The organism is Psychrobacillus psychrodurans (assembly GCF_050209195.1).
GTDB classification, from domain to species: Bacteria; Bacillota; Bacilli; order Bacillales_A; family Planococcaceae; genus Psychrobacillus; species Psychrobacillus psychrodurans.
The window spans coordinates 1,922,021-1,938,983 of sequence record NZ_CP189791.1 but is presented as its reverse complement, the minus strand read 5'-3'; the positions used below and the strand labels follow the sequence as shown (position 1 = coordinate 1,938,983).

17 protein-coding genes and 3 pseudogenes are annotated in these 16,963 nt (G+C 33.2%); 14 read left to right on the top strand and 6 right to left on the bottom strand.

The window, feature by feature from the left end; genetic code table 11:
- Nucleotides 1–142 precede the first annotated feature (142 nt).
- A complete protein-coding gene (locus ACQCPR_RS09190; RefSeq protein ID WP_427138842.1) occupies nucleotides 143–634 on the bottom strand; it encodes a cysteine hydrolase family protein in 492 nt (163 codons plus the stop codon).
- 108 nt (nucleotides 635–742) lie between these two features.
- On the opposite strand from ACQCPR_RS09190, the gene ACQCPR_RS09185 reads away from it, so the two are divergent.
- Entirely contained in the window at nucleotides 743–1,681 is a 939-nt protein-coding gene (locus tag ACQCPR_RS09185) for a helix-turn-helix transcriptional regulator (protein ID WP_427138841.1), read from the top strand.
- A 93-nt stretch (nucleotides 1,682–1,774) separates the two neighbouring features.
- On the top strand, nucleotides 1,775–2,020 hold the full coding sequence (locus ACQCPR_RS09180; RefSeq protein ID WP_427138840.1) for a hypothetical protein: 246 nt from the start codon (nucleotides 1,775–1,777) through the stop codon (nucleotides 2,018–2,020).
- Between the two features lie 305 nt (nucleotides 2,021–2,325).
- Here ACQCPR_RS09180 and ACQCPR_RS09175 read toward each other — a convergent pair.
- Nucleotides 2,326–2,574: pseudogene (locus ACQCPR_RS09175) on the bottom strand (hypothetical protein); the annotation flags it as partial.
- A gap of 29 nt (nucleotides 2,575–2,603) precedes the next feature.
- Between ACQCPR_RS09175 and ACQCPR_RS09170 the strand changes: the two are divergent.
- The 6 genes from ACQCPR_RS09170 (at nucleotide 2,604) to ACQCPR_RS09145 (ending at nucleotide 10,963) form a co-directional block, all read left to right on the top strand.
- The gene (locus ACQCPR_RS09170; protein ID WP_427138839.1) at nucleotides 2,604–3,617 is read left to right on the top strand and encodes a S66 family peptidase; all 1,014 of its coding nucleotides are present in this window, start codon (nucleotides 2,604–2,606) and stop codon (nucleotides 3,615–3,617) included.
- A gap of 467 nt (nucleotides 3,618–4,084) precedes the next feature.
- Nucleotides 4,085–6,022, top strand: a complete 1,938-nt coding sequence (locus ACQCPR_RS09165) for a sigma-70 family RNA polymerase sigma factor (RefSeq protein ID WP_427138838.1) — start codon at nucleotides 4,085–4,087, stop codon at nucleotides 6,020–6,022.
- A gap of 656 nt (nucleotides 6,023–6,678) precedes the next feature.
- Nucleotides 6,679–7,044 (top strand): cupin domain-containing protein, encoded by a 366-nt coding sequence (locus ACQCPR_RS09160; protein WP_090570931.1) that lies wholly within the window; start codon nucleotides 6,679–6,681, stop codon nucleotides 7,042–7,044.
- A gap of 393 nt (nucleotides 7,045–7,437) precedes the next feature.
- Nucleotides 7,438–8,286, top strand: coding sequence for a YitT family protein (locus tag ACQCPR_RS09155; protein ID WP_427138837.1), 849 nt, complete (start codon nucleotides 7,438–7,440; stop codon nucleotides 8,284–8,286).
- Between the two features lie 185 nt (nucleotides 8,287–8,471).
- Nucleotides 8,472–9,137, top strand: a complete 666-nt coding sequence (locus tag ACQCPR_RS09150; protein ID WP_340929627.1) for a serine/threonine protein kinase — start codon at nucleotides 8,472–8,474, stop codon at nucleotides 9,135–9,137.
- A gap of 428 nt (nucleotides 9,138–9,565) precedes the next feature.
- Entirely contained in the window at nucleotides 9,566–10,963 is a 1,398-nt protein-coding gene (locus ACQCPR_RS09145) for a DUF1565 domain-containing protein (protein WP_427138836.1), read from the top strand.
- Nucleotides 10,964–10,976: 13 nt separating this feature from the next.
- Here ACQCPR_RS09145 and ACQCPR_RS09140 read toward each other — a convergent pair whose 3' ends face one another.
- On the bottom strand, nucleotides 10,977–11,285 hold the full coding sequence (locus ACQCPR_RS09140; RefSeq protein ID WP_427138835.1) for a hypothetical protein: 309 nt from the start codon (nucleotides 11,283–11,285) through the stop codon (nucleotides 10,977–10,979).
- A 221-nt stretch (nucleotides 11,286–11,506) separates the two neighbouring features.
- Between ACQCPR_RS09140 and ACQCPR_RS09135 the strand changes: the two genes are divergently transcribed.
- Entirely contained in the window at nucleotides 11,507–11,986 is a 480-nt protein-coding gene (locus ACQCPR_RS09135) for a GNAT family N-acetyltransferase (protein WP_427138834.1), read from the top strand.
- 325 nt (nucleotides 11,987–12,311) lie between these two features.
- Here ACQCPR_RS09135 and ACQCPR_RS09130 read toward each other — a convergent pair.
- Nucleotides 12,312–12,719, bottom strand: a pseudogene (locus tag ACQCPR_RS09130) (TetR family transcriptional regulator C-terminal domain-containing protein); the annotation flags it as partial.
- Between the two features lie 808 nt (nucleotides 12,720–13,527).
- Here ACQCPR_RS09130 and ACQCPR_RS09125 point away from each other — a divergent pair.
- From ACQCPR_RS09125 to ACQCPR_RS09105, 5 genes and pseudogenes are all read left to right on the top strand, one after another.
- Nucleotides 13,528–13,926, top strand: coding sequence for a hypothetical protein (locus ACQCPR_RS09125; protein ID WP_241599892.1), 399 nt, complete (start codon nucleotides 13,528–13,530; stop codon nucleotides 13,924–13,926).
- Nucleotides 13,927–14,058: 132 nt separating this feature from the next.
- Nucleotides 14,059–14,226, top strand: a pseudogene (locus ACQCPR_RS09120) (NUDIX domain-containing protein); the annotation flags it as partial.
- 30 nt (nucleotides 14,227–14,256) lie between these two features.
- The gene (locus ACQCPR_RS09115) at nucleotides 14,257–14,421 is read left to right on the top strand and encodes a hypothetical protein (RefSeq protein WP_427138833.1); all 165 of its coding nucleotides are present in this window, start codon (nucleotides 14,257–14,259) and stop codon (nucleotides 14,419–14,421) included.
- 167 nt (nucleotides 14,422–14,588) lie between these two features.
- On the top strand, nucleotides 14,589–14,876 hold the full coding sequence (locus ACQCPR_RS09110) for a TIGR04104 family putative zinc finger protein (RefSeq protein WP_427138832.1): 288 nt from the start codon (nucleotides 14,589–14,591) through the stop codon (nucleotides 14,874–14,876).
- Nucleotides 14,877–14,962: 86 nt separating this feature from the next.
- Nucleotides 14,963–15,319: a hypothetical protein gene (locus tag ACQCPR_RS09105; RefSeq protein WP_427138831.1), complete on the top strand. Its 357-nt coding sequence runs from the start codon at nucleotides 14,963–14,965 to the stop codon at nucleotides 15,317–15,319.
- A 581-nt stretch (nucleotides 15,320–15,900) separates the two neighbouring features.
- On the opposite strand, the gene ACQCPR_RS09100 is transcribed toward ACQCPR_RS09105, so the two are convergent.
- The gene (locus ACQCPR_RS09100; RefSeq protein WP_090561280.1) at nucleotides 15,901–16,278 is read right to left on the bottom strand and encodes an rRNA methyltransferase; all 378 of its coding nucleotides are present in this window, start codon (nucleotides 16,276–16,278) and stop codon (nucleotides 15,901–15,903) included.
- Nucleotides 16,279–16,314: 36 nt separating this feature from the next.
- Nucleotides 16,315–16,857 (bottom strand): recombinase family protein, encoded by a 543-nt coding sequence (locus tag ACQCPR_RS09095; protein WP_427138830.1) that lies wholly within the window; start codon nucleotides 16,855–16,857, stop codon nucleotides 16,315–16,317.
- Nucleotides 16,858–16,963: the final 106 nt, after the last annotated feature.

Below are 16,963 nucleotides of genomic sequence, written 5' to 3'. Positions count from 1 at the left end.
ATAGTTAAATGAATATTATGACTTAACTTCAAATTAAAAAATTATTCTTTAATTATTGAGTAGTGCGTATAGATATTTTTAGAAACGGAGCAAAGCAGTATGCTAAAACTATCTCTGGACGATTAAATGGAACTTAAATTTGTTAAATCAATAAGTCATTCAAACAAATTATCACGCTTCCTTTACTTTCATAATATTCTATCATACCATCAATTTTCCTTTTATCATAACTGGTAATGCAATCTGATAGTACACTAACCCCATAGTTTGATTTACGTAAGTTAAAGCAAGTTGACTTAACACAAGCAATAGCATCTCCTCCAGTGATGTAGAAGTCGTCTATTTCATTTTTACTAATAAAGTCTGTGAATTCTTCACTTGTTAATGCGTTTCCTTTATATTTTGTAAAAACATTTTCTGATACTATTTTCAAATCTGAAGCTAATTCGGCACCTAGTGTACCTGTTTTAAAAGTTCTCGTACCGGGTGACAAATTCTCATGTCTTATATAAACAACATGAATATTATTTTCGACCGCCCAATCAATTGATTTGTTGATATTGTCAATGATATCTTTGTAATTCTTTGTCATGTCATTTTGAATATCAATTATTACTAAAGCTTTTTTCTGCATAATACTTCCTCCTAATTTAATTATGAAAATTCTATTAATTTGATACTGTCTTCAGTATATAATGTAATAGTGACAAATGATGACACAATTAGCAAAAGGGTGAAAATCTTGAGTAAGGCAATTAGATTAAATGAATTAAGGTTGTATATTAATCGAGTCAAAAAGTTTAAGGTAGATGATTTAGCAAAAGAATTTAATGTTTCAAGAAGAACGATTCTTAGGGATTTAGAAGAACTAAGTATTTTAGGGGTTCCATTAATTTCAGAGGTAGGAGCTAATGGTGGATATCAAGTTTTGGAAGAAAAAAATCTACTTGCTGTCTCTTTTACAAAAGAGGAAACTTTCTCTATCTTTTTTGCTCTTTTGTCTTTAAAACACTTTATTAGCCTACCTTTTGAATCGGAATATAATTCAATCATAAAAAAATTCTATCTGAACCTAAACGGAAAGATGAAAGATGAAATTGATTTAATCAAAAACAAGATTGATTTCAAAATAGATAATCAGAGTAAAGAAAGTCCCCTATTAAAAGAGCTGTTTATGGCGGCAATAGGAAATGAGCCGCTTTGGATTTCTTACTTGGGGGTTAAAAGAGAAATTCAACCAGTTGGATTATTTTCTCAGTATGGAAGATGGTATTGTCCTTCGTATTGTTATCTTAGGAAGGAATTTAGACTTTTTCGTTGCGATCGAATATCAGAGATCGGATTAAGTGTAAGAAATGACAAGATGAATCTAAAAGAAACCAACTTAAATGATATTATTAACATTTTAACTACAAAAAAAGAGTATGATCTTATTGTGGAATTAACACCAGAAGGAGTAGAAAAATATAAATCTAATCTTTCGCTATATTATCAAATATCAATAGACAGTAAAGGTTATGGAGTCATTAAGGGTTCAATAAGTGAAACAGAAATAGACTTTTTGGCTGACTATTTCATACAAATGGGAAAGCATGCAAAAGTAGTTGAACCCATAGAGTTAAGAGCTGAAATAAAAAAGAAAATTTTAGTATTGAGTGATTTATACCGTGATTTGATATAGGAAACAAATGAGCTTTTTCAACTAACGGATGCTTTAGCAGAACAAGACATATGGGTTATCATGGTGATAGGAAGTTGTATAGGGGGTGTCTAAATGTTGTTGTTCCTTCAAGCATTTATTGGTTCAGTTGTAATTCATGTAGTCTATTTTTTCGGTATGATGTTATTTGGTTATATAAAAACAAGAAACTATAAACCAGATTTTGCGAGTGCTTGGGATAATGTAGAGACACTTCAAAGTGAAGTGAGTTTTAGTAAGGTTAATTCTCCTTTTCTTTATCTATTCACATTTGTAGGAGTAGCTGTATTATGTGGAATTATAATAAAATTTATCAACTAACGAGTGCTTTACTTCAAGAAGGAGTAAAGCCTTTTTTCTTATTGAACTAAAAGGGCAGTTTAATTGACAAGGAGAGGTTTTTTACGTACTAATTGTTGTTTTAGTTGTTGGATATGTTATATATAAATTATTTTTTTGAAAATTTACTTTACCATGTTCTACTAACAGTGCAGTTTAGTAACCAGTTGAAGGGCGGAGAATGAGAAGAAAGAAGATTATTAAAATAACGAAGGAGTAAAGCCTTTTTTCTTAAACGAAGCAGTTTAGTTGAAAAGTAATTTACCCAACTGTGGAAAGGGGTTATTTGTGAACCTGGATTTCATCGATTCGCCACTTGCTGAAGCCATTTTAACCATATTTTCAACTCTATTAGACATGCCTTTTTCTTCATAGAGTGTTTCATCTGCATAGTCAAAAACTATAGAGCTTCCAGATAGGACTTTAGCAAATAAATGTTTAATCAGGCTTGAATTTTCATCTCGAATTGAGATAGGACAAAAGGAGGTTATTGTAATAAAAGAAGGTTTTTTTAATAACATATAAAATGTTATTTTTACAAAAAGCGTTGGGAGAGTTGCTAAGCATGATAAAATATCCAATCTTAGAAAAAGGTGCAACAATAGGAGTAACTGCACCATCATCTGGAGTCCCAAGTGAATTACATCATTTGTTGAAATCTGCACTCAAAAGTGTGGAAAAGAAAGGCTTTAACTTCATCTGCGGAGAAACTGCATGGACACAAGTTAAAGAAAAGTCTGCATCTGCTAAAAAGCGTGCAGAAGAGTTCAATAAAATGATGCTTAGTGATAATATTCAACTTATTATTCCTCCTTGGGGCGGAGAGCTACTTATTGAGACACTTGAATATATTGACTTCGAAAATATAAAAAGTAAGTGGATATTAGGTTATTCTGATATAAGTTTGCTACTGTTAGCAATTACATTGAAAACGGGTACTGCTACAGCACACGGAACCAACTTAGTGGATTTAAGAGGAGAGTATTCTGATGATACGACAGCAATGTGGCAAACAGTATTGTCAACCAAAATGAATGAATCAATTCTCCAACATTCATCAGAAAAATATCAAAAAGAATGGCAACCTGATAACCCTACTCCTTATATTTTCAATCTAAAAGAACAAACTTACTGGAAATCAACGGCAAACGAAAAAGTTAAGATACAGGGGCGGTTACTTGGTGGTTGTATTGATATAATTAGGCATCTGATTGGTACACCATATGGGAATGTACAAAATTTTAAAGAGAATTATATTGAAGGAGATTCTGTTATTTGGTATCTCGAAAATTTGCAGTTATCGACAACCGAATTGCGTAGAACCCTCGTGCAAATGAAATTAGCAGGTTGGTTTGAGGATTGTAGTGGCATTATGTTTGGGAGAAGTCCAGCAAATCCAACTGTTACAAATTATACAGTTGAAGATGTTTATAAAGAACTTTCTAAAGAGCTTCGAATTCCTATTTTGTACGATATTGATTGCGGTCATGTTCCACCACAAATGACTTTTATAAATGGAGCATTCGCTGAAGTTGAATCAGATAATGGTCAAGGTACTGTGTTACAAACTTTTAAATAAAATTATAGATGTGTTCTTTAATAATTTTTTTGTAATGAATTTAAGGGCTTATTCTTAGGTAATGTTCGAACAGACCAAGAAGACTATGAAATGTTTCATAATTGGGTTGAGACAATGCTATCGTACTGATATAGAACTAAATATAGTTAAGTCTTATGAACGGTGTGCTTTACTTCAAGAAGGGGTAAAGCCTTTTTTATTGTACTCTCATGAAATTCGATTTAGAGAAAAACGCAATACAAAATCTGTCGCAGCTCAATAATTTTTTAAAAAAGTGCAGCGCCTATATGTGATTGAATTGTGGGTTGGACTAGGAGGCATTAAGGGGGGAGTTGCTGAGTCTTTGAGAGCAAGTTGTGCCCTCCTAACGGAAATTACGCCATGTTTTACTAAGGAGCGGTAAAAATATTCTACAAAATGAAACCTTTTTGATAAATCCGCACTCTAAGTTATTAGGAGGGAATGCAATGGAACAGTATGTACTACAAGCACTTGAGAAGGATGAAGGATCGATTCAGCATTTAATAATGATATATAAGCCGAGATTACTCGCTAAAGCATTTACCTATGTAAAAAATAAGCAGGATGCGGAAGATATTGTGCAAGAAACTTTTATAAAAGCGTTTAGTGCGCTAGCTCAACTAAAGGAGCTGAAATATTTTAGTACGTGGTTGCACAAAATATTAATTCGTGAAAGTTTTTATATGTTGAAGAAACAGGAACGGATGAAGATCTTAGAAGTAGAAATGCTGGAACAATTTCAGTTACTCTCTCAAGAAAATAGCGAGGATTACAGTGCATTACATAACGCGGTTGCAAGTCTTAAAAAAGACTATCAAATGGCAATTGTGTTGCATTATTTCTATGACTTTAAAGTAGTTGAAATTGCGGAAATGCTCGATAAGCCGACCAATACAATCAAAATGCATCTGCATCGTGCTAGGAAAGCGCTTCGTGGAAAGCTAGAGCAAACGATGCAACAATCATTACAACCAAAGGACGTGAAACGGATGTTAAAGGAACAGTTATTCGAATTAGCACAACAATATGCAAATGCGCCTACATCCTATGAGCTCGAACTAGAAAATTACCTAGAGGATGGGATTTCTTCGTTCATGTGGAAAGGGCAAAGCAAGGATGAAGGGGTTTTTATTCGATTAGATAATAATGGACGCATCGAGGATTTTGCAAAAACGCCCACAAGAGACGGGTCACCTATTACAGAAGAGAAAAAGCTTACAATAGCCCATCAGATACTGCGTGAGCAATACCCAGAAGCAATTGCCTATTATACACTAGTAGAACAACAAAAAAAGGAATCATCGACAGGCTTTAAGTATGTGCAAGTTGTAGATGGATTGCCTCTAGATGGCTATTATTGTCGGATAGAAGTAACCGATCCTGGTGAAATTATTCAATTCACCTATACAGGCTATATGGAAAATCCACCGACAATGCCAAAAGAACTTTATCCTCCAGAGCATATTTTACACGCATTGAACAAGGGGGAATGGTCGCTTACTGCGGAATGCTTTAATGAACAATATGATTCCGTTTCAGAGTCAGGTATATATGCAATTTATGAGTCGGAGCTATTAAGGCAGGCGTATGATGCGGTGACGGGTAAACCCTTGTTTGAAAATGACGATGAGCCAAAGCCAAGCTATGTGCCGTTCCCAAAAGTAGAAGCGTTGTCAAAAAAGGATACAATTGAAGAAATACTGGGCATTAGTGATGAATGGGAGCGATATGAAGAGGAAAATATGGATGAAGAATTTGACGAGTTAAACTGGCGCCCCAAATCTTGGAAGGATGAAGAGGGGAAATCATACGAGCACTACATGAGGCGTAATTTTGAACATCGTATGAAAGCAAAGGTGGATAAACAGACGAAACAATTAAATAGCTTCATCTCGTTTACGAAAAGTGAAGGAGAGGCAAAGCTTTCTGAAGAGGAATGCTTACAAATTGCTATACAGTTTATTCAAACCTATTATTCTGAGTTCGCATCTTATTTATATGTAGAGATGAAAGATGAAGAGGATATAGTGGAAAACCGTGCCCTTTTCCGATTTGTTGTTCAGAAGGACGGCTACTTTGTTGGGAATGAATTTTTTCACATGAATATAAGTAAAAAAACAGGTGCTATTTTGATGTTTTCATCACCGAATATAGCGATTGAAGAGATTGAAAAGTTTGAGCCAAAAACCATTAAGCCTATTAAAGAATTACTACCACTAAAAAATCTGAAAGTACAAGTTGAATGGGATAAGGTTTATGGGGAAACGGAGCAGGATGGGGGCGAGATGCGGCTCATTTATCGTATTCAGACAACAGACGGAGCCTTTGTAAAAGGAATTCATGCGGAAAATGGAGAGGTTATTTATAGTGTAATCCAATCCTAAACCAGTTTGCCATGAGAGTAGTACAGTTTTATTGGCGTGTCAGCCACTAGTGGCATATAGATTATGTGCGTGTGGAAAAATCAATACAAGTTGTTAAAACATCAGCAGGTTAGTTGAATAAGAGAAAATTTTTCTCGTGGGTATATGGATAGACATTCTAGTATTAAAGTCAATAACAAATCTATAATAATATTTAAGTATAAGAGATAAAGTTATTATGATGATCTTGGTAATAAAGAAGTAAAAATTATTGAGTTAATTACTAAAATACCTAATGATGTATTAGACAATATGGAAGTCATATATGGAAGTCATAATTGATTTAGATGGTAAAGTCATAAAATCTAATTGGGTTTCGCATTTCTCTCAACCAGGACTACATAGGTACATGTTCAAAGTAAGTGGTGTCTTATTGCGATAACAGGTACTTTAGCGAAATAGGGCCATCATGGTAGTGACACCTTAAAGTTAGAGTTTTATTTATGCAGCCAATTTTTGTTTAATTCGATCGTTGTTATAAAAAGTGCTGTATGAATTTTTTCAAAATTGGGCCATTTTGCGGAAGATCAACAGAAGCTTTTGAGATCTTAATTAATATAGTAATTAATCTATTGAAGTTGTAAAATAAAGGTAAGAATAGTTCTGGGGGGATTTATATCAATTATAATGCTATTAATCTAAGCGAGAAACTTTCCAAATTCAGTGAACACTGGTCGCCTAAAGTTATTGGTGAAATGAATGATTATCAGTTTAAGTTAGTTAAGATTTTTGGGGATTTTGTATGGCACGATCATAAAGACACCGATGAGGCATTCATCGTGATAGACGGTGAGATGTCCATTGCTTTCCGCGATGGAGAGGTTAAACTTTCCAAAGGTGAAATGTATGTGATACCAAAAGGTGTGGAACATAAGCCTTATGCTGAAAAGGAATGCCATATAATGCTGGTAGAGCCTAAAGGTGTAGTCAACACTGGTGAAACTAATTTAAAACTTACTGCTGAAAATAACATATGGATTTAAACCAATAATTCAGTTACTTCCTTTGAATTAACATATAGTGGAAGAAGTTACGTATTTTCCGTAATCGGGAGCGATTCTTTAATAAGAATCGCTTTTCTTATTGAACTAACATTTAGATGGTCTATTCTTATGCCCAAAACATCAGGCAGAATTGTACGATTGTGAGATATTACACTTAAATGTAGAAGTAGTTTATTGGATGAAGACATAATCATATCAATGTAATAATAATATCTTTAGTATGTTTAACTACTTTAAGGTAGATCTGAAATAGAATGTGTGGTAAGTATAAAACAATACATCTCAACTCACATGAACATTATTTTAGATAGGCTTTGTATAAATACTAAGCAAAGATGTTCAATAGTAAGCAATAAAAGGAGTTGAGTAAAATTGGAAGTCAATAATGGACAGACTATTAGTATATTTGAAAAAATAAGTCGTGTTTTATTTATTATAATGGGAGCACTTATTACAGCTATCGGTTTAGAAGCGGTACTAATCCCAAACGATATAATCGATGGTGGTATAACAGGAATATCTATCCTGTTATCTCATTTAACAGGATTCTCATTAAGTTTATTCCTGTTTATTCTAAATATTCCCTTCGTATTTATCGGATATAAGGTACTTGGAAAGTCATTTGCATTTAGTTCGGTAATAGGTATCACTTTCTTGTCGATTGCTACTAGTTTATTGCATCACATTCCAACTATTATTTCAGGGGATACCATGTTAGTTGCAGTATTAGGCGGTATTATGATCGGTTTAGGGGTTGGTATTGTTTTACGAAAAGGTGGTGCTTTAGATGGTACAGAAATTTTAGCTATACTAATCGCAAAGAAATTCCCTTTATCGGTGGGGGAAGTTATTATGAGTATTAATGTCTTAATATTCTCATTCGCTATGTTAATTTATGGACTAAGGGGTGCCTTATGTTCGGCTATAGCTTACTTTATAGCTATGAAGGTAATAGACATGGTGCAAACCGGCTTTGACGAATCTAAAAATATTATGATTATTAGCAATAACTCACGAAAAATTGGTGACGCAATTCAAACACGTTTAGGTAGAGGAGTTACTTATGTGATTGGCGAGGAAGGACAAACCAATGCACGTGTTGAAATAGTTCTCTGTGTTATTAATAGGTTGGAAGAACCTGAACTTAGAACACTCATTAAGACAATTGACATAAATGCTTTCATAACAATTAATGGTATTGTGGAAGTGCGGCAATATTAATCTACTCTACAAAAGTGGCTATATAATCCTAATTTATCACTAGCAACTGGTTAGTTGAATCCATGAATTTGGTGGTAAGCTTAAAAAGTGGTATTGGAAGCTTGTTAAGAGCGATATAGGATCCTTATAAAAGTAATTCGACAATTATGTAGTTATTCTTCCACGATAATGAGAGGTGAGATTATATGGAAAAAGACTGGGACAAAGTTTTTTTATCTCTTTCCAAAATTAAAGTTTTTTCAAATGCAAATAATGAGCCTGTAACCATAAGTGGTGACCTTGATGACTTGAAGTGTATAGGTGTAGGGACAGATGCGGCTGTTTTTCAATCTCTTTCCGTCCCAGACTATGCATTTAAATTATATGCCAAAGACAAAGTAAACAAAGTAAAAGTTGAAGCAAATGTTTATCATATACTAGGGGATTCACCCTTCTTTTCAACATGTTTTGCTTCATACGACGAATACCTTGTTTTAAGCTACGAAGAAGGGAAAACTCTCTTTGACTGCATTCTACAAGGTATTCACATTCCAGAGCAGGTTGTAAATGATGTGGAGAATGCAAGAGAATATGTTCGAAATAAGGGCCTTAATCCACGTGATATTCATTTAAAAAATATTTTACTACAAAATGGAAGAGCAAAAATAATTGATGTCTCAGAATACGTGCTGCCTGGTAATGATTATCGATGGGAGCATCTAAAAAAAGGATATGAGCAATACTATCATTTAATAGATGGAAATTCCGTTCCTTTTTGGTTAGTAGAAACGATTCGAAAGTGGTATAACCAGCGGGCGGAGACTTCTTCTTCATTTGAAGAGTTTACAAAAAAGATTTTAAAACTTCTGTAGAAAAAATAGGTGAACTAGCTCTATTCAAAATATTGTACATGAATTTAGCTTATTGTACTCCATTGAAAATTAATAAACTATCAAAATCTATAGAATTGCATAACAAAATAGACTCAGAAAAAGATTTTTAAAAAAGTATAGCTTTTAAACCAAACCATTTAAATTGAATTAATCAAGAATCAACTCCATTCTTGTTGAATTAAAGGTAGACTGGTGCAAAAACAGAGTAGGATGTGCTACTCGTAAAGAGTGCGACAGTGTCTGTGATGCCCCGGGGTCGTTGGAGTCAGACTAACGGATGGGCTCTAATGGCACCATAGTTCATCGACCTTCTTCGCCTGCCATACTATACCCATTCTGAAACAATTTTCATCCTCTGTGGTGCAATATCTTAAGTGCATGAAATATATTCAATAAGGAATGATTTAATGAAAAAAATCTATTTTATCCTCTTATCGGCAGCTGTTATCATGATAGTTTTTGTTTTAAACAATATAAATGAAAAGCAGAATCAAGCTATTTACGTATCTCTAAATGGAAATGATCAAAATGATGGTAAAAAATCAAAGCCATTTCGCACACTAAAAAAAGCGGCGTCAGAAGCAAATGCCGGGACTACCGTTCTCATACGAAAAGGAACCTATAATGAAAAGCTTGTCGTTAAATATAGTGGGACCAAATCAAAACCAATTACTTTTAAAGCCTACAACAAGGAGAAGGTTGTTCTTAGTGGAAAGGATATAAATGATGTTGAAGGGGATACATCCTTAGTTACGATAAACAATAAAAACTACGTGACCATTAGCGGGCTAATTATACAGGATTTATCTACTGATTTAGCAGATGAAACTGTAATGGGGATATATGTAACAGGCTCTAGCAATCATATAACACTAGAAAATAACCATGTGCAACGGATTGAAACCCATGCAGATGATGGGAATGGCCATGGGATTGCTATATATGGAACTGGCACAATGAGAGATATAAATATTTTGAGTAATACGTTGGAAAACTTAAAACTCGGTTCAAGTGAATCTCTAGTTCTAAATGGAAATATTGACGGTTTTAAAGTAGAAAAAAATATAGTTCGCCGAAGTGATAATATCGGAATTGATCTAATTGGTTATGAAGGTACCTCTAATGATAAAAAAGTGGACTATGTACGAAATGGTATAGTAAAAAAAAATCAAGTTTATGAAATATCCTCTTACGGTAATCCAGCTTATGATGGAGATTATTCTGCTGGCGGAATTTATGTAGATGGTGGAAAGAATATAATCATTGAAAAGAATACCATTTATAAAAGTGATATTGGAATTGAAGCAACCTCTGAGCATGCTAAAAAATACGCTGATAACATTAAAATAATAAACAATATTATTTATGACAACTTTTATACTGGAATATCAATTGGTGGGTATGATAGGGATCGGGGAGGTACGATCAATTCTACTATCACTCAAAATATTCTATATCGAAATGACACGAAGGGGTTAGATGGGGGACAGCTATTATTACAACATGATACAAAAAACAATTTGATAGAAAAAAATATTTTAACCGCTGGACCATCGCGGATTTTTATCTCCAACTATTTTACAACCAATCAAGAAAATAAACTACAAAAGAATGTATTTCATAAAGAAAAAGGAGAAAAGGGTATTTGGATATGGAAAGAGGAAGAATATACATCTTTTCCTAAATTTAAAAAAGCTTCAATAAGTGATAAGAAATCAATTTATTTAGATCCGAGATATCAAAATGCAAACAAATATGATTTTAGGCTGAAAAAGGATTCGCCTGTAAAAAAAATTGTAGACTAATTTTGTATTCTAATTATCTATCCGCCCAGGAAAGGTCAATGACAACAGTCGTTTTGGTGTTTTTCAGATGGTGTTTAAATAGCTCCGTATCTTTTAAATTAAATTCATGGTATATAAATTTATCTTTTAAATGTGGATAAGAAAGAGAGTAGACAATTGCTTCTTTCTGTTCATAATCTATCAAATGAATGACGCAATTATTCATTACATGATAGATCGGATCTTTCTCATCCTGTACAGAGTTATTTAGGATGGAAAGTATTCCGTTCGCCACACCACCTGCACTTCCCAGTATTGTGATAATATGTTTATTTTTCTCCATTTCAAAACCCCGTTTAGTTTTATACATAGTCTATGTTTAAGAGAGAAAATGGTATAGGTGGTTTTCAGCTGTCTTTCTAAATATATACTTTCATGCTAATTCAAACACTTAAACTAAAGGTGCAGGTTAGTTGAACAAAGATAGTAAATAAATTATCTTTAATGATGTAATAACTACATAAAGAGTGGTAGTATATAGAAAAATGAATGGGGAATGATATTATGGGGAATTTTACCGGTGTTGAACTGAAGCATTTTTCAAGTGAGCATATGATAGTATTGAACTCTTTTGTCCTAACAGAAGAACAAAAACAATTTTCTACATTACCAAACAAATTCGGGGAAGTTACAGAAGGACAATATCGTATTGTTATTTTAAGTGAAAAAACACCTGTTGGTTTCTTTCTACTAAATTCAAATGAGCGAGTTAAGAAATACTCCACTAATCCGAACGCTTTGTTATTAACTGCACTATCAATTAATCATACAGAGCAAGGAAAAGGCTACGCTAAACAAGGGATGTCATTACTGATTGAGTTTGTTAAATCAGAATTCCCTAAATGTAATGAAATTGTATTAGTAGTAGATATAGATAATATTCCAGCTCAAAAACTATATTTGAATGTAGGATTTGAAGATACAAATGAGAGACAAATAGGACGTATCGGCGAAGAAATTATCATGAGACAATCCATAAAATAATGAAAAAGACCATAACTAAAAACAACTGCATTTTACACTATCAATTATACAATAGAAAAACGATTAGCTAATTACCATAAATTTTAAATAAATGCCCAAGAACCAGGATGATTCAATTTTATTATATCAACTATTTTTTGGCACTTAAAACCTATTCCCTCGGTGGTAACAATTAAATTGACTTCGAAATGTAAGAAAATTCATGATGTAAAAAAACTCTCTCTTTTTCAAGAGGGAGTTTTTTTCTTTTAGTTTGAGATAGAAGAGAAGAATGAAATTAGAGTTTTTAGATTCATATAACCAAACAATTATAAATCATTCCGAGTTACTTAAGCAATGTAAGTAACTCTTTTATTGCATTATCAACAAATGATTGCTTTGGACGAGATTTCATTATTACGGTAAGTCCAATTAACGATACGATTAGTGCCTGTGCTAAGGCTTTCGCGTTTACATCGGTCTCAAGTTCACCTGATTGTATACCTCGTTCAATGGTTTCTTGAAATATAATTGAAAGGTACATTTGATGTTCCCTTGTAAGAATTTCAAATTTCTCATCATGAGGCGCAAGTTCGACCATTGTATTAATGCAAAAGCATCCTCTACTGGGGCTTTCTGTGTATTCCTCAGCAACCACTTCTTCAAAAAAAGTGCAAAATGCTTCCTTTACTGATGGAAAGTTTTGAAGTCTTGTTCGGATGTCAGAAGCATGGGACATCGTGTATTTACGTAGAGTATTCCACTAACGGGTGCCTGTGAGGCCGAGCCTAGGTCGTCATATAGCGGGTGGGATTCTCGTCGAGAAAGAATTAGCCATTCACTCGTAGCGAGTCTTGGAGGGTTCATAGTAACATTAGCCTTTAAGCTTAGACAGATAAATGGCGGGCCGAAAGCCAAATGGTTGTAGAGATAGAGGTCCACAATGTTAGTAAATTCGGCAACTCGGTAGACCCTACCGTTCTTTTCTTCCTTTAGAAGAGTATGGTGTACAAGCGATAATAAGCAAGGAAAACAAATGCCTTTGTAGGGAGTGGGACAGCAACGTAGTACCAATGAAGTTGGATAATGCCGATGGAGGAAAGGCTGCTACTAAGTTATCACCCTCATAAGGGACACATTCTACACACATCGGTAGATAACAAATGTATACTAAACTATTGAGGATAGCAGAATCACCATTTTGTTAATGATGATTTGGAGGAGCCGTGTGCGAAAATAGCGCAAGCACGGTTCTGTGAGGGGGGGAACAATCTACCATAAGGTAGAGAGGTTCCCTTCTACTCGACTAGTTAAAAAAGGGGCTGCCTGTACGGGTAGCTTATTTTTTTCGAAGAAGGTATTAATAAAATAATATCGAAATAATAAAGAAGCAGGCTAGTTCAATAAGGTATGCAGCAGTCAAGAAAGTTCATGGGAGTGATAATACTTGGAGCGGTGAAAACTAGTATTAGTGGTATGAATGGTATTGGAATATGATATAAGTAGAATAAATGATTTGAAAATATCGTTATGGTATAATTGGGAAAAAAAGGAGTGAAATTATGAAGAAGATAATTCTTTCCGTCTTATTATTAGTCTTAGCATTTACTACTTTTTTTGTAAAAACAGAAGCAGCAATGCCAACAAAAATCATGTGGGATAACATGGAGCTTAAAACAGGACAAATAGGTAGGGTGACGATGTTAAAGTCAGGATTTACCATATCAAAATATGAGAATGGTGAATTTCGTCCAGCTAGAGTCGTTAAAAAAGGAGAAGTATTTAGAGTATACGGGATAAAAGTAGCTACTTACGCAACTCACTTAGATTTGGGAAATAATTTATGGGCATACCATAGTAGCCATAGAAGTGATGGTAGTAATGTTTATCTTCAAAAGACTGTTAATTATGAGACACCCTCGAAGTCTAAATTAGCATTGTTAAAAGAGTATATTAAATAATTTCAGAAGAACCAATTTTTTTGTTTTCATAATCAAAATAGGTGCTTTAGTTAAAAATTATCGGGTAGCATACGCTGCCCTTTTTCTTATTGAACTAACGCAGCAGTTTAGTTCAATAAGAAAGCTGCAACTTTGGTACTCAACGAATAAAAGAAATTCTGCTAATTAAAGGTCCGATGAGAGGTTAGGAAATGCCCAGTTGAATAGTTGAAGAAGGGGAGTCTCTGAATAGACGCTGCAATAAGGGAGACTAAAGAGAAGTCAGGTATTGATATTGAAGTACTTAAATTCTGCGGTGTATAGTAAAGTTTGATAGTGTGGAGGGATAAGATGTCAAAGTATATTAGTATATTTTTCTTAACTTTGTTAGTTAGTGTAATTTGCTTTTTTATATTTTCTAATGTGTTTGATGGCGGGGATTATGCCGAAACAGCGATTTATACATTCAGTGCAATAATTATCATACTACTATCATTTTCCGTTTCACTCATGTAATACTTAATAAATTTATTAAAAAGAAAACTATAATCTGACTTTTCATTAACGAATGCTTTCGTATTATAAAGTTAACCAGTTTTTACTGGAAGGGTTAAAGCCTAACGCGGTAGGATAATAAAACAACGCATTAGAAAATTCAGAAATTATAATGGAGGTTATTAGCTTTGCAAAAATGCGAGAAATGCAATACACATTTTAGTTGGAGTAAAATCTATGAATCCTTCTGGCTAAATTATAAACCTATTAATTGTAACGAATGCGATACAACACATAAGATAACAACACCAAGCAGGATAATTTTTGTTTCTTTAACTATTTTTCCAATGCTCTCCTTCGGTTATTTTCTGTCTCCTTTTAGCAATGGTCTTGTAACACTTGGCATAGCTATTTTTATTTTACTAATTGGTTCGTTGTTGGCACCTTTTCTTGTTACTTATAAAGAGTCTTTGTGACTAATGTACTTAAGCTAACGGAATGCTTTAGTTGAAGAAAATCCAATACTGGAACACAAATACATATAAAAGGAGGAAACGACAAGTTGAAACTAATTTGTAAAACATGTAATTTGGAAATCTCTGAACCACTATCAGAATTAAAAGACCTCAATTTGATTAATGGAAAAGATGGTCAAGATTATATTCCTAGAGGCTTTTATTTAATTCAAGAGGAAACATCTTACGAACTATTAAAAGGTTCTATCATTATAAACATCAAGGATTTAATCAATTCAAACCGCCATTCAGATAGCAGTAGATTAAATGGTTGTTGTGGACTTGACGGCTGTGATGGAATGAACAGGGTTTGCTTGCATGATCACGAAATTGGTACAGAATACTCTGATTGTTGGAGATTTCATAAAATTGTATTAAATCCAGAGTTAGTACAACTTATTTGAGATTTACATTTTCATTCCGTATCAAACTAACGCTGCTGTTTATTTGAAGAAGAATAAATGTTCATAATGAAGGTATAATGATGATAAAGGAAATGGATATTCAATGCCATTTAAGGTGAGAAATCGCCAAATATGGTGGGGGGGTGGCTGAGTCAAAAAGTTTGTTAGTGTCACATTTCAATTAGCAAAAAGCGTATTTCTTTTTTATAGGAGATTCGCTTTTTTCTTATTAATGAAATTGTGAGGGAGTGATTCATTTATAAGAAGCGTTAGTATATAAAACCGTTATATAGAAGTTTCTGACATTTATAAATTTTTGCAGCAAATGAAAGTATGAAAAGCATAACTCTAAAATGATCTATAAAAGCTAGGAAAATTGTTAACTAAAGTTTATGGAAGTTCTGTCTCAAAATCAATTCCTCGAACCAGGAAAAGTGTTGTATAGAAGTTCTTGTCCGTATATACAATATTTTTCTCTGATATCTCAATATTACTAGTATACTTATATACTGAAACGCAACTTAGTATAATATATATTATGACCACATCCCTATTTTATATATTAATTAATACACTCTTCTTTACTCCTTTTCTATTCTATATCTCCAGTTTGCTTGTTTAACCTCATCTAAATTTATATAGTTCTCACTAGCTTCAATAACGTCATTTAAATTGAGCTTATTACTCTTTGCAAATGAGCGTAAAGCCTCCAGTATTTCTTTATCACAAGTTGTACGTAATTCTACGCGATCTTTTGGTCTATTTTTCTTATCAAAGATTAATGAGCTTTCATTTAAAATATTCGTAAATCCATTTTCTAATATGTATCCTATATGCGAATTATTTTCTGCAGCCATTTTTTTTAGTTTTTTTATAAAACTTGAACTTATACGTGTTTTATATTCTGTTCTTGTTTGATCAACTGTTTGCACTAATTTTCCATTTATAATTTTCCACATGCTACATTCCATCCATTCCTCAAATACTTTTTTATTTCATTTTGAATATTGATCTAAATACCGATATAGTGTTGATTTACTAATGCCCGTTTCATCTTTAATTTGTTGGAGAGTAAATGCTTTACTTTCATACATATCAAATGCTTTCTTTAAATTATCGTCTGATTTTTTGGGTCTACCAATACTTTTACCTTGTTTTTGAGCTTCTCTAGCACTAAAAACTGACTGATGTCGCTTAATCTTAGTTTGTAAATCCGTTACTAAAGCTAGTAAATCTACTAACTTCATCGATAAAATATTTGTACTTTTTATATTTTCTTCAACAAATGTTACCGTTACTTGATCTCTTTCAAATACACGGAGTAAGTCTTGGAAATGAGATAAAGAATCCGCCAATACTACTAAACTTTGAACATATAGCTCATCCCCACTAGTTAATCTCATAAGTAGTTCTTCCAATTCGTTCCTTTTTTTCATATATGGATGATTTTCACTCCATACTTCTAAATGAAGCATATTTTGAAGTTGTTCTACTCCCTGTTCATCGTTTACTAAAGGTCTCTTATATCCGTATTTCATTTTATTCCTCCAAATTCCCAAAATCATTCCTTTTTAGGAAAAGTCATGTTATGATATGAAAAGCTTGTCCTAAAAGTAAGGCTTTTGGGACTTATTATTGACTATA